The sequence below is a fragment of the Erythrobacter sp. NE805 genome (assembly GCF_046452355.1).
Lineage (GTDB): Bacteria > Pseudomonadota > Alphaproteobacteria > Sphingomonadales > Sphingomonadaceae > Erythrobacter.
This window is the reverse complement of sequence record NZ_JBKFDI010000001.1, coordinates 785,973-806,680: the sequence shown is the minus strand read 5'-3', so window position 1 is coordinate 806,680 and position 20,708 is coordinate 785,973. Positions and strand designations below refer to the sequence as shown.

Here is a 20,708-nt window from a genome sequence, read left to right as displayed (position 1 = left end):
CCGGTTTACGGACGCGTCAACCGCATTTTCGCTAGACCGGAGAGGATTCCATCATGGCCGAAGCCTACATCATCGACGCCGTCCGCACCCCGCGCGGGATCGGCAAGCAGGGCAAGGGCGCGCTCGCCGCGTGCCACCCGCAGCACCTCGCCGCGACCGTGCTGAAGGCGATCAAGGAGCGGAACAACCTCGACACCAAGACCGTCGACGACGTGATCTGGTCGGTCTCGACGCAGGACGGGATGCAGGCGGGCGACATGGGCCGCATGGCGGCGCTCGATGCGGGCTATGACATCACCTCCTCGGGCACCACGCTCGACCGCTTCTGCGGCGGCGGGATCACAAGCGTCGCGCTCGCCGCCGCGCAGGTGATGAGCGGGATGGAGGACTGCGTTGTCGCCGGGGGCACCGAAATGATGAGCCTCACCGCCGCGATGAGCCAGGAGAAGATGCGCGCCGGGATCAGGCCGCCGATGATGGGCAGCTACAACGAGCGGCTCCAGAAGGTGCACCCGCAGTCGCACCAGGGCATCTGCGGCGATGCCATCGCCTCGCTCGAAGGCTTCACCCGCGAGGAGCTCGACGAGGTCGGCTACCGCTCGCAGCAGCGCGCCGCCGAGGCGATTTCCGAAGGCCGCTTCGCCAAGTCGGTGGTGCCGGTGGTGGCGGACGACGGCAGCGTGATCCTCGACCGCGAGGAATATCCGCGCCCGCAGACCACCCGCGAGGACCTCGCCAAGCTCGAGCCGGCCTTCCCCAAGATCGCCGACATGCCGCTGGACGAGCAGGGCACGACCTTCCGCAAGCTCGTCAACCAGAAGTATCCCGACCTCGAGATCAAGCACTTCCACCATGCGGGCAATTCGTCGGGCGTGGTCGATGGTGCCGCGGCGGTGCTCATCACCTCGAAGGACTATGCGCAGAAGCACGGCCTCAAGCCCCGCGCCCGCATCGTCGCCACCGCCAACATGGGCGACGACCCGACGCTGATGCTCAACGCGCCGGTCCCGGCGGCGAAGAAGGTGCTGGCCAAGGCAGGTCTCAGCAAGGACGACATCGACCTCTACGAGATCAACGAGGCCTTCGCGGTGGTCGCCGCGAAATTCGTGCGCGATCTGGAGCTCGACTGGGACAAGGTGAATGTGAACGGCGGCTCGATCGCGCTCGGCCATCCCATCGGCGCGACGGGGTCGATCCTGATCGGCACCATCGTCGACGAGCTCGAGCGTCGTGGCGGGCGCTACGGCCTCGTCACCATGTGCGCGGCGGGCGGCATGGCCCCGGCGATCCTCGTTGAGCGGGTCGACGGCTTTGTCGACTGAGGTTGCGGACAACACCCCGGTCGTCATCGGGGTCGGGCAATATTCGGAGAGGGTCGGCGAGCCCGGCTACGCGGCCCTCTCCTACATGGACCTGGGCGGCCGCGCGCTGGCGGCGGCGATCGCCGACACGGGCGCGAGCGGTGACGTGGCGGGGGCCATCGACACCCTCGCCGCGATCCGCGCCTTCGAGATGAGCCGTCCGGGGCGCGAGCCGCCTTTCGGCGCGGCGAACAACGTGCCCCGCGCCCTCGCGAAGCGGGTGGGGGCGAACCCGGCGCGGGCGATCCTCACCACCACCGGCGGGCAGACCAACCAGCAGCTCGTGGGCGAGTTCGCTCAGGCCATTGCGGCGGGCGAGAGCCGCTGTGCCGTGATCGTCGGGAGCGAGGCGATCTCGACCGTGCTCGCGCTCTCGGCCAAGGGCGAGAAGCCCGACTGGTCGGAGGACGTGCCCGGCGACTTCGAGGATCAGGGCTTCGGCGTCGAGGAGCTGCTCGAACCGGCGCTCTTCGCGCACGGCGCCTCGGGGGCGATCCCGCTCTATGCGCTCGCGGAGAACGCGCGGCGGCGCAGGCTGGGGATGGGGCTCGAGGCATACCGGCTCGAGATCGGCCGGCTGTTCGCGCCCTTCACGCGTGTCGCGGCGGCGAACCCGCACTCGGCGGCGCCGGTCGCGCGGACCGCGGAGGATCTGGCGACCGTCACCGACCGCAACCGCATCGTCGCCGAACCCTATCCGCGCATGACGGTCGCGCGCGATCAGGTGAACCAGGCGGCGGCGGTGATCGTCGCGAGCGCCGGGCTGGCGCGCGAACTCGGGGTGCCGGAGGACAAGTGGGTGCACATCCACGCCGTCACCGCGGCGACCGAGCTGAAGCTCTCCGAGCGGCCCGATCTTGCGGGCAACCCGGCCTCGCTCGCGAGCGTCGACGCGGCGCTGGCGCGGGCGGGGAAGGGAATGGCGGATATCCGCTACATCGACTTCTACTCGTGCTTCGCGATTCCCGTCTTCAACCAGTGCGACCACTTCGGCCTCTCGGTCGACGACCCGCGGGGGCTGACGCTGACCGGGGGCCTGCCGTTCTTCGGGGGCGCGGGGAACAACTACTCGGCCCACGCCATCGCCGAGGCGGTGCAGCGCGTGCGGGGGGATCGCGGGTCCTATGCTCTGGTGGGCGCCAATGGCGGCTGGATGAGCAAGTACGCGACCGGGATCTACTCGACGCAGCCTGCCGACTGGAGCGGCAACGACCGCTTCGCCGTGCTCCCCAAGGCAACCGACGCAGTGCCGGTGGCGAAGGGGCCGGTCGAGGCGGCGGTGGTCGAGACCTACACCATCAACCGCGGACCCAAGGGGCCTGAGGCGATCTTTATCGGCCGCTCGGAGGCGGGCGAGCGGGTGGTGGGCAATGCCGATCTTTCGGACGCCGCCACGGCCGACGCCTTCGAGAGCGGCGAGCCCTTCGGGGTGCGGCTGTCGCTGATCCAGGACGAACGGGGAAGGACTGTGGGGCGGGTCACTCTCTAAACCCGTTCGCCCTGAGCCTGTCGAAGGGCTGTCCTTTTTTCGGGTGCCTCGCTCGAGAAGAAGGACAGTGCTTCGACAAGCTCAGCACGAACGGAGTTGGTTATTCCTTTCGCCGGCCACCCAGAAAGTCCAGCGCATCGAAGCCCTCGGGCGCGGCCACCTCGACAATCGGATCGTCCCGATCATCGAACTCGGTCCTGAGCGCCCGGCTCATCACCGCGTGCATCTGGTAGAGGCAGGTGATGTAGGTCAGCTCGAGGATTTCCTCGTCGCTGAACGCCGCCTTCAACTCGGCGAACAGCGCGTCGGGCACGCGGCCCTGATGGCACACTAGCCTGTCGGCATAGGCAAGGACGAGGCGCTCCTTCGTGTCGAACACGTCGGACGTCTGCCACACCGGCAGCGCAGCGATCTTGTCCTCGCTGACCCCCAGCCCCCGCAGGCTCTTGCAGTGCTGCGAGAACACGAACTGCGATCCGCAAGCCCACCCGGCCCAGGTCTGCCCCAGCTCCCTCAGCACCGGATCGAGCTTGCGCTCCGGCGAGCGGTAATAGGCGAACCCCTGCGCGGCGTGGCGCAGGGTGTCGGGGGAATTGGCGAAGACCGTCCACCAGTCGCCCCGCGTGCCGGTGGCGGTGCCGGGCTCGGCGACGGGGTCGCGCGTCCCGAAGAGCTGGGCGTAGAGCGGCCGGGCGACCTTCGCGTCGGCTTCGGCGAGCGGCACTTCGCGCAGGCGCGGCATCAGGCGTCCTCCGCCAGCGTCGCGGGTTCGTGGCGCACGTCCTCCGGGCCGAAGGCGCGGGTGGTCGCGGCGAATTCGAGCATGATCCCGTTGGGGTCGGTGAAATAGACCGAGCGCACGAACACGCCCTCGTGCATCTCGCGCGCGTACCCCGTGGGGCTGTCGTCGTGGTTGAAGACCATGTGGGTGTGCTCCACCCCCGCCGTCGCGAGCCGGTCCAGCGCGGCCTCCAATTCGGCCTCCTCCATGTGGAAGGCGAGGTGGTTCATCGAGCCCACGGCGGTCTTGGCGTCGAACGGGAACTTCCGCACCGAGGCCACCCCCGGGGCGGCGGCGGGCGCGTCCTTCCACCAGAAGAAGGCGACCGCGTTCCCCCCGCCCGCATCGAAGAAGAAGTGCTGCCCGCCGTCGGGCAATTGCACCGTCTTGAACAGCGGCATCCCCAGCACCTCGGTGTAGAAGCGCGTCGTCTCCGCCATGTCGCGGCACACCAGCGCGATGTGGTTGATGCCCTTGGTCGTCAGCATGTGTCACTCTCCCTCGGGCGGAGAGAGTGCCGCGACACGCCCATCACCGCAAGTCATGGCGCGCGCATCCCGCGAGCCTTGCGCGAATCGCGCGAGGGCGCTAGATGGTTTCAATTGAAACTATCTCCCGCGCCCGAGGAACCCGCCATGAACGCTCCCACCAAGGACCTCTTCGACAACCCCGCCGGGCTCGACGGCTTCGAATTCGTCGAGTTCTGCGCCCCCGAGAAGGGCGTTCTGGAGCCCGTCTTCTCGGCGATGGGCTTCACCCGCGTCGCGCAGCACCGCTCCAAGGACGTGCACCTGTGGCGGCAGGGCGGCATCAACCTCATCGCCAATTACGAGCCGCGCTCGGCCGCGTGGTATTTCGCCCGCGAGCACGGACCTTCCGCGTGCGGGATGGCCTTCCGCGTGCGCGACGCCGCCAAGGCCTATGATTACCTCATTGCGCGCGGCGCCGAACCGGTCGCTGTCCAGACCGGCGTCATGGAACTGCGCATCCCCGCGATCCGCGGCATCGGCGGAGCGATCCTCTATCTGGTCGACCGCTACGAGGGCGCGGCCGGCGGCAACGGCCTCACCATCTACGACATCGATTTCGAATATCTCCCCGGCGTCGACAAGCGCCCCGAGGGTGCGGGCTTCCACACCATCGATCACCTCACCCACAACGTCTATGGCGGGCGGATGAAGTATTGGGCGGACTATTACGAGACGCTCTTCAACTTCCGCGAGATCCGCTTCTTCGACATCAAGGGCGAATACACCGGCCTCACCTCCAAGGCGCTGACCGCGCCCGACGGCAAGATCCGCATCCCCTTGAACGAGGAAGGCGAGGGCGGGAAGGGCCAGATCGAGGAGTTCCTGCGCCAGTTCAACGGCGAGGGCATCCAGCACATCGCGCTGATCTGCGACGATCTGGTGAGCTGCTGGGACCGCCTCCAGAAACTCGGCGTCCCCTTCATGACCGCGCCGCCCGCGACCTATTACGAGATGCTCGAGGGCCGCCTCCCCGGCCACGGCGAGGATGTCGAGGCGCTGAAGATGCGCGGCATCCTTTTGGACGGCACCACGGAGGGCGGCGCGCCCCGCCTCCTCCTGCAAATCTTCGCGCAGGCGCAGGTCGGCCCCGTTTTCTTCGAATTCATCCAGAGGAAGGGCGACGAAGGCTTCGGCGAGGGCAACTTCAAGGCCCTGTTCGAAAGCATGGAACGCGACCAGATCATCCGCGGCGTGCTCAACGTCGAGGAACCGGCCGAATGACCCACCCCGTATCCCTGTCAGGCATCCACCACGCCGCGTACCGCTGCAAGGACGCGAAGGAGACCGTGGAGTGGTATGCCCGCGTGCTCGGCATGACCTACACCACCGCCTTTGCCGAGGATCACGTGCCCTCGACCGGCGAGTATGATCCCTACATGCACATCTTCCTCGATGCGGGGAATGGCAACATTCTGGCGTTCTTTGAACTCCCGAACCAGCCGGAGATGGGCAAGGACCCGAACACCCCCGCATGGGTCCAGCATCTGGCGCTGAAGGTGCCTTCGGAAGAGGCGCTGCTGGCGGCCAAGGCGCATATCGTTGGCTTAGGGATCGACGTGCTCGGCCCCACGCACCACGGCATCTTCAAGTCGATCTACTTCTTCGATCCCAACGGCCACCGGGTGGAACTCGCCGCCGATATCGGCACGGCCGAGCAATATGCCGAACTCGCCCGCGTCGCCCCGGTGATGCTCGAGGAATGGTCGCAGACCAAGACCGCCCCCCGCCACGCCGACTGGCTCCACGAGATCGCGCGGGCGGAGCACGCGGCGAGGGGCCAGTAACCCCCCTCCCGCTTGCGGGAGGGGCCGGGGGTGGGCGTGCTCCCCGCGCACGCCTGCGTGATGACGCCGCGCACCGAGTGTTTTCACGCAGAGGCGCAGAGAAGAAGGGAGGCGCGGAGAAGGCGGGCGCGGCTTGGCCCCTTGGCTTTTTAGCGCGAACCAGAATGCGGATGCCGCTCGCGCGGCGGACGCGAAGCCTCCGCGCCTCTGCTTCCTCTGCGCCTCTGCGTGAAACGATCCTGCGCACTGCCTCGCGCGTCTAACATTTGATCCACCGCAAAGCCTGATCCCCGCCGCTCCCCCACCTTGGGCCGTCCAACAAGGGGGAGTCGGCCCATGCGTATCCTGTTCGTCCATCCCAACTACCGCTCAGGGGGCGCCGAGATCGCGGGGACTTGGCCGCCCGCCTGGGTCGCCTATCTGACCGGGCCGCTGAAGCGTGCGGGGTTCGACGACATCACCTTCATCGACGCGATGACCGAGGGGCTGTCGGACGAGGAGCTGGCCGAGCGGATGCGCGCGCTCCAGCCCGATGTGGTCGGCACCACCGCGATCACGCCCTCGATCTATGCCGCCGAACGCGTGCTCGAAGTCGCCGCGCTGACGGTGCCACGCGCGGTCAGGGTGCTCGGCGGCATCCATGCGACCTTCATGTATGCGCAGGTGCTCGCCGAGGCGCCGCATATCGACGTGATCGTGCGCGGGGAGGGGGAGGCAATCGCGGTCGAACTGTTCACCGCGATCGAAGAAGGCCGCTGGCCCAAGGATGCCCGCACAATCAAGGGCCTCGCCTTCCGAGAGGGCGATCAGGTCGTCGCCACCGAGGCTGCCGACACGATCAAGGACATGGGCTCGATCAAGCCCGATTGGGATGTGCTCGATTGGGACCAATACAAATACATCCCGTTGGGCACCCGCGTCGCGATCCCCAATCTGGCGCGCGGCTGCCCCTTCACCTGCTCCTTCTGCTCGCAGTGGAAGTTCTGGCGCGACTACCGGGTGCGCGACCCGAAAGATGTCGTCGACGAGATCGAGGAGCTCCACGAAAAGCACGGCGTCGGCTTCTTTATCCTCGCCGACGAGGAGCCGACCATCAACCGCAAGACCTTCATCCGCTTCTGTCAGGAGCTGATCGACCGCGGCCTGCCCGACAAGGTCAAGTGGGGCATCAATACCCGCGTCACCGACATCTACCGCGACAAGGAGCTGCTGTCCTTCTACCGGCGCGCGGGCCTCGTCCATGTCAGCCTCGGCACCGAGGCCGCCGCGCAGATGAAGCTCGACCGGTTCAACAAGGAAACCAAGGTCGAGGAGAACAAGGAGGCGATCCGGCTGCTGCGTGAGGCCGACATCTTCGTCGAGGCGCAGTTCATCGTCGGCCTCGACAACGAGACGCCCGAGACGCTCGAGGAAACCTTCCAGATGGCGTGGGACTGGCAGCCCGACCTCGCCAACTGGGCGATGTACACGCCATGGCCCTACACCCCGCTGTTCGAGACGCTCAAGGACCAGGTCGAGGTCCACGATTTCTCGAAGTACAACTTCGTCACCCCGATCATGAAGCCTGCCGCGATGGAGCGCGGGGAGCTGCTCGACGGGGTGATGAAGAACTACCGGCGCTTCTACAGCCGCAAGGCGCTGTTCCACTATCCGTGGCGCGGGACGGGCTTCCGGCGGCGCTACCTGCTGGGGTGCCTGTGGGCCTTCCTGCGCGCCGGGTTCAAGCGGACCTTCTACGATCTCGGCAAGGCGGGCTACTGGGGGCCGCAGACCAAGAAGAGCGTCGCGTTCCACTTCGACGAAAGCCGCGCCGCCGCGATCGATGCCGCGGGCGACTGGGAGACCGCCGCCGACCGCGCGGCTCAGGCCGCGGAGCGCCGCGAGGCGGTGCGCGCGCAGATGAAGCAGCGGGGCGAGGCGCGGCGCCGGGACCGGATCGATGTCGATTGAGCGCCGCATCCTCGCCCGCCGCAAGCCCGGCGCCCTGATCGGCCCCAACGCCATCCTTCAGGCGGTGGCGGTGATGGAGGAGCGGCTCGGCCATGCCGAGACGCGCGCGATCCTCGCCGACGCGCAGATCGAGCGCCTGCCCTCGGGCGAGCACATGATCCCCGAGATCGAGGCGCTGCGGCTCCACCGCTGGCTGTCGCTCCACGACCCGATGGGCGCCTTCGTCGTCGCCGAGGAGGCGGGGGCGCGGACCGCGGACTACATCATCGCCCACCGCATCCCGCGGCCCGCCGTGTGGCTGCTGCGCCACGCGCCGCCCGGGCTCGCCGCGTGGGCACTGATGGCGGCGATCCGCAAGCACGCCTGGACCTTCATCGGCGGCGGCGCCTTCGCGAGCACCGGCGCGTGGCGCTTCACCATCGACCGCTCCGAGGCCGGGGACAGCCTGCCCCCGCCCGACAGCCTGTTCGCCTGGTACGCCGCGGTCTTCACCCGCCTCTACCGCACGCTCGTCGCGGGGGACTGCACCTGCCGGATGGCCGAGCCGGACGAGGACTTCCCCCCGCTGCGCGCCTACGCGATCAGCCGGGCGGCGGCGCGCAGCTGAGCTCGATCGCGCGCCCTGCGAGGTCGTAGGTGAGCGAGGAGCAATGCGCGAGCTGGTCGCTGCCGATGCGGGTCAGGAGGTCGGGACGGCCGCGACCCCTGCGGCGGCTCACGAGGATGCCGTTGCGGTCGAAGCGCGGATCGTCCCGCGCGATCTCGCCCACCTGCCGCGGCGCGCCGTAGTCCTCGACGCGCACAGCGAAGCGCTCGAGCGCGAGGCTGCCGAGCGCAATCGGATCGGCGATGCGCATCATCCGGGTGGGCCGCTCGACGCCGAAATCCATCACCGCGACGCCATCCGAGCCCGGCTCGAAGCCGCCCTCGCGGTGGGTGGCGATGAAGTTCGCGGTCGGCGCGGTGACGAGGTTCTCGCGCCGCTCGGGCACGAAGATCATCATCAGCCGCTTCTTGCCGACCGCGACCTCGGTGCCGAGCCGGGTATTGCCGCGGCCCCCGGCGCGCTTGAGGGCGAAGCGTTCGATCGTCTCGCCGGGTGCCGGGGCATGGAAGGCGAAGGTCACGCGGGCGTGGGGCAGGTGGTGGACCCCGATCACCCCGTCGGCCTTCTCCGAGGCGGTGCGGTCCGACCAGGCGAGGGTCAGCACCGCTGGCCCCGCCCCGAAATCGGCGAGCGCGCTGGCCGAGTGGCCCTCGACCACCACCGGCCCGAAGCGCCAGCCGCGCGCCGCCTCGGGCACCAGCATCAGCCGCGCGGCGACTGCGGGATTGACGACCGGCGGGCCGAAGGCCTCGGCGCTGACCTCGAAGCGGAGCGGCACGCCGTTGACGGTGACGGTGACGAGGTTCTCGCCCGCCAGCACCAGCGTCTCGGGAAGCGCGGCGCGGGGTGCCTCGGCAGGAGCGATGGGCTGGGCGTCGGTGCCCGGGGCGGCGAGGAGGGCCGCGCAGGCCAGCGCGAGGCGGGGGGCTGCAAGCATGGCGGCGGGATGCCAGCAGGCCGCGCCCGTGCCTAGCCCCCGCGCTCCTCGCCGCGCTCGCGCTCGCGCGCACGGCGCAGGCGTTCGTATTGCCGCTTGCGCTTGATCTCGACCACCTGGACGATCTCGCCATGCGCCAGCATCCACCAGATGCCGCCGATCAGCCACGCCACGACACCGACGGCGAACAGCAGCAGCCCGGCGGCGTATTCCGACCTTGTCAGAGGACTATCGAGATGCTCGTCGAGCCACAGGATCGCCGGCACCAGCAGGGCGAGCCAGACGAGGAGGTGGAGCCATCCCCGCAGGCCGCGCGGCGCGATCCGATAGGCTATCGCACCCCCGACATAGACGACAAAGGGCCTTTGCTTGCCCGACACGACGACCTTCTCCTGCGACCACGGGCGCCTGTGCGACGCTCCGCTATTCGAGGGGCGAATATCGTGCGTTACACCAAGGACTCTGATCCAGGTAAGGAAATCGAAGAAGTTGTTTAACTTTTGTTGCAATCCGGCACGTCCGGACCCGAGCCCGAGCCCGAGGGCGGGCGCCCGCGCCGCGCCGGCTCGCTCCGCTCCGGCCGGATCCCTCGCCGCGCCAGCGCCTCGCGCAGCAGCACTTCGATCTCGGCGTTCACGCTGCGCAGCTCGGCATCGGCCAGCCGCTGGACCGCATCGTGAAGCGCCGGATCGAGGCGCAGGGGAAAGGCTTTCTTCCCGGTCATACCGTCATTCTAACTCCGTTCGCATCGAGCGAAGTCGAGATGCATGAAGGCCGTCCGTGCCGGAGCGAAGTGTCTCGACTGCGCTCGACATGAACGGCCTTCGGTTCATCAGTAGAGCGAACCTGCGTTGACCACCGGCTGGGTGTCGCGCTCGCCACACAGCACCACCATCAGGTTCGAGACCATCGCCGCCTTGCGCTCGTCGTCGAGCTCGACGACGTTCTTCTCGCTCAATTGCTGGAGCGCCATGTCGACCATCGTCACCGCGCCTTCGACGAGCTTGCGGCGCGCGGCGAGCACCGCCTCGGCCTGCTGGCGGCGGAGCATCGCGCCGGCGATCTCGGGGGCATAGGCGAGATGGGTGAGGCCGCATTCGTCGACGGTGATCCCCGCGACCGATAGCCTTTCGATCAGCGCCACCCGCAGCTCGGCGCTGACCTCCTCGTGGTTGCCGCGCAGCGTCACCTCGAGGTGCTCGATGTCGTCATAGGGATAGCGCGAGCCGATCGCGCGCACCGCCGCCTCGATCTGGGCGGTGACGAACTCGCGGTAGTCGTCGACGTCGAACAGCGCCTGCGCGGTGTCGGTGACGCGCCACACGACCTGGGCCGCCATCTCGATCGGGTTGCCGCGCGCGTCGTTGACCTTGATCTTCTCGGAGATGACGTTGTTGGCGCGCACCGCGATCTTCTTGCGGGCGAGCCACGGCAGCACCCAGCGCAGCCCCTCGCTGCGGTCGGTGCCCTTGTAGGCGCCGAACAGCTGGATCGCGGCGGCCTCGTTGGGGTTGATCATGTAGAAGCCGGTGAGGATGAACAGGCCGACGAAGCCGACCAGGAAGGCGCCGATCAGCGGCAGGCCCTCGGGCGGACCCTCGCCCTCGATCGCGCCGATGAACAGCCACGCCGCCAATGCGACGAGCGCGAGGCTGACCAGCAGCATGACATAGCCGCTCTGGGTCGAGGCCGGGACTTCCCGGCTGCGATTGAGCGCGGGGGTATCGGTAGGGGACATGACGAATCTCCGGTTGCGATATAATTGTGATATTGCCTTTATATCAAATGAGGCGCGCGTCAAGCGGTTTCGCACGCGGGGCGAGCCGAGGCGCCGCGCATCGCCGTCTGGCGCGGGGGGCGGTTTCGCGGTAGCAGTGCTGCCGAGGCATCGGGGGGCGCGGGCGGTGGTGAGCGGCGGCGAGGGCGACGGGACGGCGGGTGCGAGGCCTGCGCGGCTGTTCGTCAGCTATTCGCGCACCGACCTCGCCCGCGCCCGCCCGGTGATCGACCTGCTCGAGGGCGCGGGCTACGCGGTGTGGTGGGACGGCCGGCTCGAGGGCGGGGAGAACTACCTCCAGACCACCGAGGCCGCGCTCGAATCCGCCGATTGCGTGGTGGTGCTCTGGTCGGCGACCTCGACGCAATCGCACTGGGTGCGCGACGAGGCGCAGCGCGGGCGCGAGCGCGGGTGCCTCGTGCCGCTGACCATCGACGGCACCATCGCGCCGCTCGGCTTCCGGCAGTTCCAGCTGCTCGACATCAGCGCCTGGGACGGCTCTCCCGCGAGCGTCGAGGCGGCGCGAATCCTCGTCGCGGTGCGGGCCAAGGCGGGGGGTGGCCCGGCGACGGCGCCGACGAGCCCCGCGCCGCCGGTGCCTTCCCGCAGCCCCGGCCCCGCGCTCTCCCGGCGCGCGCTGGTCCTCGGCGGCGCGGGGATCGCGGGCGCGGCGGGGCTGCTCGGCGCGTGGCAGTTCGGGCTCTTCGGCTCGCCCGCCTCGGCGGCGATCTCGATGGTGGTGCTGCCCTTCGCCAACCAGACCGGCGACCCCGACCGCAAGTATTTCTCCGACGGCCTCGCCCGCGAGCTGCGCAGCGTGCTCGCCCGCAACCCGCGCCTCAGGGTCGCCGCGCCCACCTCCTCGAGCGCAATCGAGGGCGAGGACGATTTCGCGATCGGCCGCAAGCTCGGGGTCGGGCACATCCTGCGCGGCTCGGTCCAGCGCGACACCGCGCGGGTGCGGGTCTCGGCCGAGCTGGTGGCGATCGACGGCGGGCTGGTGCGCTGGGCGGAGACCTACGACCGCCCGCTCGCCGACGTCTTCGCGGTGCAGTCCGAAATCGCCGAGACCGTCGCGCTCTCGCTGGTCGCCGAGGTCGCCTCGGAAGGCGAGGCTGAGGCCGCCGCGAAGGCGCAGCAGGACATCGGCGGCACCCGCTCGGTGGCTGCCTACGAGGCCTTCCTGCGCGGCATGGCGCTCTACGACCTGTCCTCGGGCGAGGAGACCGACCGCGCCGCGCTGGTGCAGTTCGAGGCCGCCGTCGCCGCCGACCCCGACTACGCCGCCGCCCACGCGATGCGCGCGACGATGCTCGCCGCGATCGCCAACAATGTGGGGCGCGGCGAGGGCGAATCCCGCCGCCTGTTCGACGCCGCCATCGCCGCCGCCGGGCGCGCGGTCGCGCTCGAGAAGCGGCTCGCGCGGGGGCATCTCGCGCTCGGTTTCGCGCTCGCCAACGGGCGGCTCGACCGGAGGGGGGCGGCGCCGCATTACCGGGCGGCCGAGAGCCTTGCGCCGGGGGACGCCGACGTGCTGCGCGCGGTGGCGAGCTTCAATGCCTACGGGACCGACCTCGCGCTCGCCCGGCGGATGATCGAAACGGTGCTCGAGCTCGATCCGCTGAACGCCCGCGCCTTCCGCTCGGCGGGCTACATCGCGCTGTTTTCGCGCGATTATCCGCAGGTCGTCGCGCGCATGGAGCGGGCTCTCGCGCTCAATCCGAGCCTCGCCAGCGCGCGCTTCGCGATCGCCATCGCGCAGCTGATGCAGGGCGACGCCGCGGGCGCGCTCAAGGCCGCCGAGGCCGAGCCGGGCAAGGCGTACGCGCTCACCATGATCGCTGTCGCCAAGGCCAGGCTTGGCGACAAACCCGCGTCCGATCAGGCACTTGCCGAGCTCGCCAAGGGCTATGACGACAGCCGCTACCAGCAGGCGCAGGTCCATGCCGGGCGCGGCGAGGGAGCCCAGGCGCTCGCGCTGCTCGAGGATGCCTACACCGCGCGCGACCCGGGCCTGCTGTGGGCCCCCAACGACCCCCTGCTCGATCCGCTGCGCGCCGAGCCGGCCTTCGCGGATTTGCTCAAGCGGCTCGGCTCGTGATAGCAAAGCCCCGCGCGCTCAATGGGGGGCGCGCGCGAGGGGGATTCCCGACATGAAGAAAATCGTGAACTTTGCGATGGTTGCGACCGGCGCCCTGGCGCTGGCGGCGTGCGGCGCCAAGGAAGAGGCGGCTCCGGCGGCCGAGGAAACCGCGGCGACCGAGATGATGGCCCCGGCCACCACCGAGACCCCGGCGGCCGAAGAGACCCTCGATCCGACCGGCAACCCGATCGGCCCCGGCGTCGCCGCCCCGGCCCCGACCACGGCCGCGACCGCTCCGGCGCAGTAACGCCCGGCCAGCGCCCCGCGTCCGATGTTTCACATGAAACATCGGCGCGGGCGCCACCTTGAAGGGCCCTAAGGAGGGGCTAACCGGGGTCTGACAGGGGTCTGGACGCGTTTGGCCGGGGGCTGGACCGACCCTGCCACCCGCCCCCGTTCCCCGCGAGAATCACCGCGGCACCCGGCCCACCACGTAGCCCGGCACGTGCGAGGCGAGCCAGCTGCGCACCACCGGGTGCCCGAGCCGGGTGAAGCGGCTCGGCTTGCCGGTCGTCCCGCACTTGATCCCGGCGCTCACCACCCCGATCACCGTGGGCACCCCGCTCGCATCGTCGAAGCTCACCAGCGGGCCGCCGCTGTCGCCGAAACAGGCCTGCTCGCCGCGCGCCCCGGCGGCGCACAGCACCGAGCCCGCGCGCAGCCCGCCGAGCCGCGTGACCTCCATGCAATCCTCCTCGCCGCGCAGCAGCAGCCGCGCCCCGCGCAGCGCGTCGGGCGGCAGGCTCCCGCCCTCGTAGGCGGTGCTGCCCCAGCCATAGACATAGGCCGGCGCCCGCGGCACGATCCGCCGCGTGCCGAGCGGCTGCGGGTCGAGCCGGATCTGCGCCACCGGGCGCACCACCGCGCCGCGCCGCCCGGCCTTCGGGTCATACTGCACCAGCGCGATGTCGAAGGCGAAGCCCGCGCGGGAGAACTGCTTGGGCTTCAGCACCTTGAGGATCGGATAGGTGATCCCCTCGTCGGCGAGCGGATTGGCGAGGCCGAGCCGGATGCGGTGCCCCGAGGTCGCATTCACCGGGAAATACTGCTTGCGGCCGGGCGCAATCGTGATCTCGTCGGTGAGGCAATGCGCCGCGGTCAGCACCCAGCCGGTGCGCACCACCGCGCCCCCGCACAGCACCTGCTGGGCGCGGGTCAGCGGGAAGTCCCCGAGCCTGGCGGGGCGCCACAGCAGCGCCTGCCACGGCGCCTCGCCGATCCGCGCGATGAAGGCGCCGGTGACGCGCTGGATTTTCTCGCAGATCGTGTCGGTGAACGCCTGCCCGCGGAACTCGACCGTGGTGGTGGTGCAGTCCGTCGTCCGGTTGCGCTCGTTCTCGGCGCGGCGCTCCTCTTCCGCCCGCGCGTAGAGCGCGGCCTCCTCGGCTGCGTCCATCGGCGGCAGCAGGCGGCTGTCGGCGGTCGGCAGCGGGGCCTCGGGGTCAGTTTCCGCCGCCTCCTCGAGCGCGTCGCAGGCATAGGTCCGCCCGCCCTCGCAGGCGAGCGAGACGAAGGCGAAGCCGCGCGCCCGGTCCTGAGGCACGTCCTCGCCGCGCACCAGCAGCTCACCCAAATTTTCGCATTGCAGCGCCTCGCCAGCCTCGCAGGCCCTGCCGAGCCAGCCGAGCACGCGCGCGGCATCCTGCGGCGGGAGGGGGCGCGGCTGCATCCCGCGCAGCACGCTCGCGGCCCGGCCGCAGGCGGGGATGTGCCCAGCCTCGCAGGCGGCGGCGAGGAGACGCAGCGCCTCGCCCTCGTCGGCGAGGGGCGAGCTGCCGACGGCGAGCAGATCGGCGAGCCCGGTGCAGGCCGCCTGGTCGCCGCCCGCGCAAGGCACGGCGAGCGCCGGGCGGGCGCGGATGTCGGCGGCGGCGCGGCATTCGTGGCGCGCGAGATCGCAGGCGCGGTCGAACAGTTCGAGCGCGGCGGCGCGGCTCTCGGGTGGTCCCTCGCCCGCGCGGAAGGCGCTGCGGGCAAGGTCGGCGCAGGCCTCGGCGAGCCCGGCGCGGCAGGCATCGCCCAGCAGCGCGGCGATATAGGGCACCTTGCGCGGCGTGTCCTCGCGCACCAGCCGGGTGACGAGCGTGCGGCAGGCGGGGGCCGTGCCCTCGCGGCACAGCCGCCCGAGCGCGCCGAGCGCCTCGTCCTCTTCCGCGGCCGAGGCGGCAGCGGCGAGCCGCGCCGCGAAAATCGTCGCGCAGGCCGCCGCCCCGCCCTTGGCGCAGGTCGCCTCGCGCAGGGCGGTCGCGGCGGCGGGATCGGGCCGGTAGTCGGGTTCGAACCCTTGCGCGAGGCGGTCGGCGAGGTCCGCGCAGGCGTCGAGCGCGCCGAGATCGCAGCCGCGCCGCAGCAGCGCCGCGCCTTCGGGGGCGAGATCGGGCCTGCGGGTGTCGACGAGGAAGTAGCCGAGGCTGCCGCAGGCCTCACCCGCGCCGCGCGCGCAGGCCTCGCGCAGCAGAATCTCGGCGACCGGGCGGCTTTGCGGGCGGCCCTCGCCGTGGAGATAGGCGCGGCCGAGCGCGGCGCAGCCCGCCGCCTCCCCCGCATCGCAGCGCGTGGCGGCAGCCGCCGCCGCTTCCGCCTCGCGGGCGCGCAGGGCGGGGGAGGTGTCGGTCCGGGCGCGCTCGGGCCCGTCGCTGGGGGTGAAACGCGACCAGGCCTCCGGCGCCTGTGCGGGGAGCTGCGTCTGGGCCTCGAGGTCTGCGACCGGAACCGCCAGCATCGCCAGCGCCGCGAGCATCATCCGCGCCCATCGCCTGCGCATTGTCGCTCTCCCCCCAAAGCCCCCTCAAGCCCCTGCATGAATGCCATTTTTCGCCCGAGTCGGTCAAACCGCGGCCATTGCCGCTTGTGAGGCGCGCGGGTGAGCGGTTAAGCAGCTTGCGAAGGCCCCCGCGCGGGGGCGCGCGCCTTGGGGACGCCGGAAGGCAAGGGGGGGAGAGACGCGAGACGATGGCGACGGGCGAGCCTCCTCCGGTCAGCGCGAACTGGCAGCCGCATCTCGCGCTCGGGGTGACCGGGCACCGCGCCTCAAACCCCTCCTACCGCGCCCACGCCGCCGCGATCGACGCAGCGCTCGCGGCGCTGTTCGCCGAGATCGACGCGGTTGCGGCCGCGCTGCCGGGGGCGATCGGGCCGGTGCGGCTGCACTCGCTGCTGGTCGACGGGACCGACCAGGTCGCCGCGACCCGCGCGCTCGAGCGGGGCTGGGAGCTGGCGGTGCCGCTGCCTTTCGGCGAGGCGCTCAACTGCGCGATCAACGCCCATCCCGAAAGCCTCGCCGATGCCGAGGCGCTGCTCGCCGGGGGCGCGGCGAGCGATCCGGCGGTGGAGACGAAGGCGGCCGCGATCCGCGCGGTCACTGCCGATGCCGGGGTCTTCGCCCTTGCCGACAGCGATGCCGAGATTGCCGCCCTGTGGCGTGCGAGCCTTGCCGATCCCGATGACCGCGCCGCCGCGCGCGCCTTCGAGGCGCTGGCATCCGACAATGTCGCGCTGGCGGGCCGGGTCATGATCGAGCGCTGCGATCTCCTCGTCGCGGTGTGGGACGGGACAGTCGCGAACCTGCCGGGCGGGACCGGGCACACGGTGACGCGCGCGCTGGCGATGGGGGCGCCGGTGCTGCTGATCGACCCGGCGGCGCCCGCGACATGGCGCATCCTCGACCGGCCCGAGGCGCTCGCCCATCGCGCCGATCCCGAGGCCGCGCCGCCCCGCGCGCAGCTCGCCGCGATCATCCGCGCCGCGGTGGCGGTCGAGGACTGGAGCCCGGCGCAGCTCGCCGCCGAGCGCTGGCGGCCGCGCTCGAGCCGGGTGTTCGGGCTCCACCGCCGGATCGAGCGGGTGTTCGGCGGCGGCGGCTCGCCCTTCGGCTCGCTGCGGATCGATTACGAGGCGCCGGATGCGATTGCCGGCGGGAGCGCGGCGGAGCTGGTCGCGGCGGCACAGGCGATGCCGGGGGGCGATGCGGCGGTGACGCGCCGCCTCGCCGAGGAGGTGCTGCCGCGCTTCGCCTGGGCCGACGGGATCGCGAACCGCCTCGCCGATGCCTATCGCAGCGGGATGGCGGTGAACTTCGTGCTGGCGGCGCTCGCGGTGATGATCGGGCTGCTCTACCTGCCGCTCGGGCTGAAGGAGACGAAGTGGGTCTTCGCGCTCGCCGAGCTGCTGCTGCTCGGCGGAATCCTTGCGCTGACCGCGGCGGGATCGCGGCTCGGGTGGCACCGGCGGTGGTTCGCGATGCGGCGGGTCGCGGAATACCTGCGCCACGCGCCCGCGCTGCTGCTGCTCGGAGTGGTGCGGCCGACCGGGCGCTGGCCGCGCGGCGGCGGCGCGGCGCGCTGGCCCGAGCACTTCGCCCGCCACGCGTTGCGCGATGTCGGCCTGCCGCAGGCGGCGGTGACGAAGGCCTACCTGCGCGCCGGGCTGGTCGGCGCGGTGCTCCCCCATGTCGTCGCGCAGGCCGCCTATCACGAGGCCAAGGCGCACCGGCTCGAGCGGGTCCACCACCGCCTCGACAAGACGGCCGAGGCGTGCTTCGCGCTCGCGGTCGCCTCGGTCGCGGCCTATCTCGCGCTGAAGGGGCTGGGGCTCGCGGGGGTTGTGCCGAAGCACCTCGCGGGCGAGCTCTCGGGGCTGTTCACCTTCTGTGGCGTCGCCTTCCCGACCTTGGGCGCGAACCTCGCCGGGATCCGCTATTTCGGCGATTTCGAGCGCTTCGCCGCGATCTCGCACGTCGCCGCCGAGAAGCTGCGCGCGCTCGAGGAGCGCATCGGCCTGCTTCTGGCGGGCGAGGAGAGCGCGCTCACCTATGCCGCCGCCGCCGACCTCGTCCATGCATTGGACGAGGCGGTGGTCGAGGAGATCGCGGGCTGGCAGGCGGTGTTCGGCGGCAAGCACCTCGCCTTGCCGGCCTAGTAGCCGGAGGCCTGCCCGTCCTTGCGCATCTCGGTCGCGCCCGTGTAGACCCCCGTGACGGGATCGCGCGCGATCGCCTGGTAGCCGCCGAAGGGGATGCCGGTGGTCTCGACCTCGACCTTGTGGCCCATCGCCCTGAGCGCCTCCACCGTCGCCGCCGGGATGCCCGGCTCGACCTGGAGCACGCCGAGCGTGTCGATCGCCCGCGTGTCGCTCGGACTCCCCGCCAGCGCGTCGGTCGGCTGGCGGCCGCCATCGTGGAACAGCCGCGCGGCGTCGCCCGCTTCCTGGAGGTTCATCCCGTAGTCGACGAGGTTGACGAGCACCTGCACGTGGCCCTGCGGCTGCATCCCCCCGCCCATCACCCCGAAGCTCGCCCACGGCTTGCCGTCCTTCCTGATGAAGGCCGGGATGATCGTCTGGAACGGCCGCTTGGCGGGCGCATAGGCGTTGGGGTGCGCGGGATCGAGGCTGTAGAGCTCGCCCCGGTCCTGGAACATGAAGCCGAGCCCGTCGGGCACCAGCCCGCTGCCCATCCCGCGATAGTTCGACTGGATGAGGCTCACCATCATGCCGTCCTTGTCGGCGACGGTGAAGTAGGTGGTGTCCCCCTCGCCCTCGAGCTTCGGCGCGACGAGCGCGCCGGGGGTGAAGGCCGGGGTCGCCCTGGCCGGATCGATCAGGGCGAAGCGCGCCTTGCCGTATTCCTCGGTGAGCAGCTCCGCCGGGGTCTTCGCGAAGTCCGGATCGGCATAGAAGCGCGCGGCGTCCTCGAAGGCGAGGCGCTTGGCCTCGATGATGTAGTGCAGCACCTGCGGGCTGCCGCGCTCCCATTGCGCCAAGTCGACGTTCTTGAGGATGTTGACCATCTGGAGCGCCGCATACCCTTGCGAGTTGGGCGGCAGCTCGCACAGCTCGTAGCCCTTGCGGTATCGGACGCAGGTGACGTCCACCCACGTGCTGTCGTGCGCGGCGAAATCGGCGAGGGTGAAGGCGCTGCCCTGCCTTTGCAGGTAATCGACCATCACCTTCGCGAGCGGCCCCTTGTAGAAGGCATCGCGCCCGCCCTTGACGATCGCCTCGAGGGTGCTGGCGAGATCGGGGTTCCTGAACATCTCGCCGGGCTGCGGCGCGCGGCCCTCCTTGAACCAGGTCGCGCGCGCATTGCCGAGATCGAAGGGCGTGCGCTTGCCGAGCCGCTCGAAGGCCTCGAGATTGCGCGCGAGGTACATCGCGATCACCGGCGCGACCGGGTGCCCCTCGCGGGCGTAGCGGATCGTCGGGGCGAGCACCTCGCCCATCGGCAGCTTGCCGTAGCGCGCGTGGAGATCGAACCATGCGTCGACCGTGCCGGGGATGGTGACCGGCAGCGGCCCGACCGGCGGCAGCCCGGTCGCGCCCGCGGGGAGCTTCGCCTTGAGCTGATCGAGCGTCTGCCCCGAAGGCGAGCGGCCCGAGCCGTTGATGCCGACGAGCTTGCCGGTCTTCGGGTCCCAGACGATCGCGAAGAGGTCGCCGCCGATGCCGTTGCCGGTCGGCTCCATCAGGCCGAGCGCCGCATTGGCGGCGATGGCGGCATCGACCGCGCTGCCGCCCTGCTTGAGGATGTCGAGCGCGATCTGCGTTGCGAGCGGGTGCGCGGTCGCGGCCATGCCGTGCGGGGCGACCACCGGGCTGCGGCTCCATTCCGCGCCGACCGGCCGCGCGCCCGGGCCGATGCCCTGCGTCGCTTGCGGTGTCGTGTCGGCGGGGTTGGGATTTCCTTGCGCGGCGAGCGGCGCGGCGGGGAGGAGGGCGGCGGCTCCGGCAAGGAGCAGGGCGTTGGTCTTCGGCATGGCGCGGCAGACTAGGCCCGCCGCGCCCGCGTGCAAGCCTCACCCGAAGGCGAGCACGTGCATCAGCCGCCCGGGGAGCGCGAAGGCGAACAGGCCGGGGATCAGCAGCGCGGTGAGGTAGGTGCGCACCAGGTGCGCCTTGTGCGCGCGGATGTCGCCCTTGCGCGCGGTCTGCATTACCTTCCACGCGGCGTGAAGCGTGAGCGGCACGAAGAGGTGGATCCAGCTGAAGCTTCCGGACGTCTTGATGAAGATCGCCGACAGGGCGGTCACCACCATCAGCCCCATCCACACTTTGCCGAGGCTCCTGTGCATCGGCGTGCCCTTCTTCGCGAGCAGCAGCCAGCCGCCGAGCGGGATCGTCGGCAGCACCGCCGCGACGTGGATCACGATCGGGAGCTTCGCGTAGAAGCTCACATCCGGGGCGAGGCCGAGCGCCCAGCGGGCGAGCGCCCAGAGCGCGAGGAAGCTCAACGTGAAGCAGGCGAGGCTGATCGCGGTGCGGGCGGCGGGTCCAATGTCGAGGCCGGGGCGGGCAGCGGCGGTGGCGGCGAAGGGCAGGGCGAGCGTGGTCATGGCGGGTCTCCTTGAAGGCCG

The 20,708-nt window shown here is 70.8% G+C and carries 18 protein-coding genes; 9 read left to right on the top strand and 9 right to left on the bottom strand.

What is annotated here, in order from left to right:
* Window positions 1-53 precede the first annotated feature (53 nt).
* Both ACLBKU_RS03705 and ACLBKU_RS03700 read left to right on the top strand, forming a co-directional pair.
* Complete coding sequence (locus ACLBKU_RS03705) at window positions 54-1,322, top strand: acetyl-CoA C-acetyltransferase (protein ID WP_410178185.1); 1,269 nt, start codon at window positions 54-56, stop codon at window positions 1,320-1,322.
* Window positions 1,312-2,850, top strand: a complete 1,539-nt coding sequence (locus tag ACLBKU_RS03700; RefSeq protein WP_410178184.1) for an acetyl-CoA acetyltransferase — start codon at window positions 1,312-1,314, stop codon at window positions 2,848-2,850. The genes ACLBKU_RS03705 and ACLBKU_RS03700 overlap by 11 nt, the downstream gene beginning before the upstream one ends.
* Before the next feature lie 100 nt (window positions 2,851-2,950).
* Here the strand turns inward: ACLBKU_RS03700 and ACLBKU_RS03695 are convergent, their stop codons facing one another.
* Together ACLBKU_RS03695 and ACLBKU_RS03690 are read right to left on the bottom strand one after the other, a co-directional pair.
* Window positions 2,951-3,592: a carboxymuconolactone decarboxylase family protein gene (locus ACLBKU_RS03695; RefSeq protein WP_410178183.1), complete on the bottom strand. Its 642-nt coding sequence runs from the start codon at window positions 3,590-3,592 to the stop codon at window positions 2,951-2,953.
* Window positions 3,592-4,119: a VOC family protein gene (locus ACLBKU_RS03690; RefSeq protein ID WP_410178182.1), complete on the bottom strand. Its 528-nt coding sequence runs from the start codon at window positions 4,117-4,119 to the stop codon at window positions 3,592-3,594. Before ACLBKU_RS03690 ends, ACLBKU_RS03695 begins: the two co-directional genes overlap by 1 nt.
* A 147-nt stretch (window positions 4,120-4,266) precedes the next feature.
* On the opposite strand from ACLBKU_RS03690, the gene hppD reads away from it, so the two are divergent.
* The 4 genes from hppD (at window position 4,267) to bchJ (ending at window position 8,502) form a co-directional block, all read left to right on the top strand.
* Entirely contained in the window at window positions 4,267-5,382 is a 1,116-nt protein-coding gene (gene hppD / locus ACLBKU_RS03685) for a 4-hydroxyphenylpyruvate dioxygenase (protein WP_410178181.1), read from the top strand.
* Window positions 5,379-5,945, top strand: a complete 567-nt coding sequence (locus tag ACLBKU_RS03680) for a VOC family protein (protein WP_410178180.1) — start codon at window positions 5,379-5,381, stop codon at window positions 5,943-5,945. Before hppD ends, ACLBKU_RS03680 begins: the two co-directional genes overlap by 4 nt.
* Window positions 5,946-6,281: 336 nt before the next feature.
* Window positions 6,282-7,895, top strand: coding sequence for a magnesium-protoporphyrin IX monomethyl ester anaerobic oxidative cyclase (gene bchE, locus ACLBKU_RS03675; RefSeq protein WP_410178179.1), 1,614 nt, complete (start codon window positions 6,282-6,284; stop codon window positions 7,893-7,895).
* The gene (bchJ, locus tag ACLBKU_RS03670) at window positions 7,885-8,502 is read left to right on the top strand and encodes a bacteriochlorophyll 4-vinyl reductase (RefSeq protein ID WP_410178178.1); all 618 of its coding nucleotides are present in this window, start codon (window positions 7,885-7,887) and stop codon (window positions 8,500-8,502) included. The genes bchE and bchJ overlap by 11 nt, the downstream gene beginning before the upstream one ends.
* On the opposite strand, the gene ACLBKU_RS03665 is transcribed toward bchJ, so the two are convergent.
* The 4 genes from ACLBKU_RS03665 to ACLBKU_RS03650 form a co-directional block, all read right to left on the bottom strand.
* Window positions 8,477-9,439, bottom strand: a complete 963-nt coding sequence (locus ACLBKU_RS03665; RefSeq protein ID WP_410178177.1) for a hypothetical protein — start codon at window positions 9,437-9,439, stop codon at window positions 8,477-8,479. The genes bchJ and ACLBKU_RS03665 overlap by 26 nt on opposite strands.
* Before the next feature lie 32 nt (window positions 9,440-9,471).
* Entirely contained in the window at window positions 9,472-9,819 is a 348-nt protein-coding gene (locus ACLBKU_RS03660) for a hypothetical protein (protein WP_410178176.1), read from the bottom strand.
* 113 nt (window positions 9,820-9,932) lie between these two features.
* Window positions 9,933-10,163, bottom strand: a complete 231-nt coding sequence (locus ACLBKU_RS03655) for a toxin-antitoxin system HicB family antitoxin (protein ID WP_410178175.1) — start codon at window positions 10,161-10,163, stop codon at window positions 9,933-9,935.
* Window positions 10,164-10,271: 108 nt separating this feature from the next.
* Window positions 10,272-11,177 carry an SPFH domain-containing protein gene (locus ACLBKU_RS03650; protein ID WP_410178174.1) on the bottom strand — a complete coding sequence of 302 codons (906 nt, stop codon included), beginning with the start codon at window positions 11,175-11,177 and terminating at the stop codon, window positions 10,272-10,274.
* Window positions 11,178-11,313: 136 nt separating this feature from the next.
* On the opposite strand from ACLBKU_RS03650, the gene ACLBKU_RS03645 reads away from it, so the two are divergent.
* Both ACLBKU_RS03645 and ACLBKU_RS03640 read left to right on the top strand, forming a co-directional pair.
* Complete coding sequence (locus ACLBKU_RS03645; RefSeq protein ID WP_410178173.1) at window positions 11,314-13,317, top strand: TIR domain-containing protein; 2,004 nt, start codon at window positions 11,314-11,316, stop codon at window positions 13,315-13,317.
* Window positions 13,318-13,369: 52 nt separating this feature from the next.
* Window positions 13,370-13,606 carry a hypothetical protein gene (locus ACLBKU_RS03640; protein ID WP_410178172.1) on the top strand — a complete coding sequence of 79 codons (237 nt, stop codon included), beginning with the start codon at window positions 13,370-13,372 and terminating at the stop codon, window positions 13,604-13,606.
* A gap of 162 nt (window positions 13,607-13,768) precedes the next feature.
* Here the strand turns inward: ACLBKU_RS03640 and ACLBKU_RS03635 are convergent, their stop codons facing one another.
* Window positions 13,769-16,123, bottom strand: a complete 2,355-nt coding sequence (locus tag ACLBKU_RS03635; protein WP_410178171.1) for a trypsin-like serine protease — start codon at window positions 16,121-16,123, stop codon at window positions 13,769-13,771.
* Between the two features lie 188 nt (window positions 16,124-16,311).
* Between ACLBKU_RS03635 and ACLBKU_RS03630 the strand changes: the two genes are divergently transcribed.
* Window positions 16,312-18,276, top strand: coding sequence for a hypothetical protein (locus tag ACLBKU_RS03630; RefSeq protein WP_410178170.1), 1,965 nt, complete (start codon window positions 16,312-16,314; stop codon window positions 18,274-18,276).
* On the opposite strand, the gene ACLBKU_RS03625 is transcribed toward ACLBKU_RS03630, so the two are convergent.
* Window positions 18,273-20,111 carry a gamma-glutamyltransferase family protein gene (locus ACLBKU_RS03625; RefSeq protein ID WP_410178169.1) on the bottom strand — a complete coding sequence of 613 codons (1,839 nt, stop codon included), beginning with the start codon at window positions 20,109-20,111 and terminating at the stop codon, window positions 18,273-18,275. The two genes, ACLBKU_RS03630 and ACLBKU_RS03625, sit on opposite strands and share 4 nt — an antisense overlap.
* Before the next feature lie 39 nt (window positions 20,112-20,150).
* Window positions 20,151-20,687: a DUF2306 domain-containing protein gene (locus tag ACLBKU_RS03620; RefSeq protein ID WP_410178168.1), complete on the bottom strand. Its 537-nt coding sequence runs from the start codon at window positions 20,685-20,687 to the stop codon at window positions 20,151-20,153.
* Window positions 20,688-20,708: the final 21 nt, after the last annotated feature.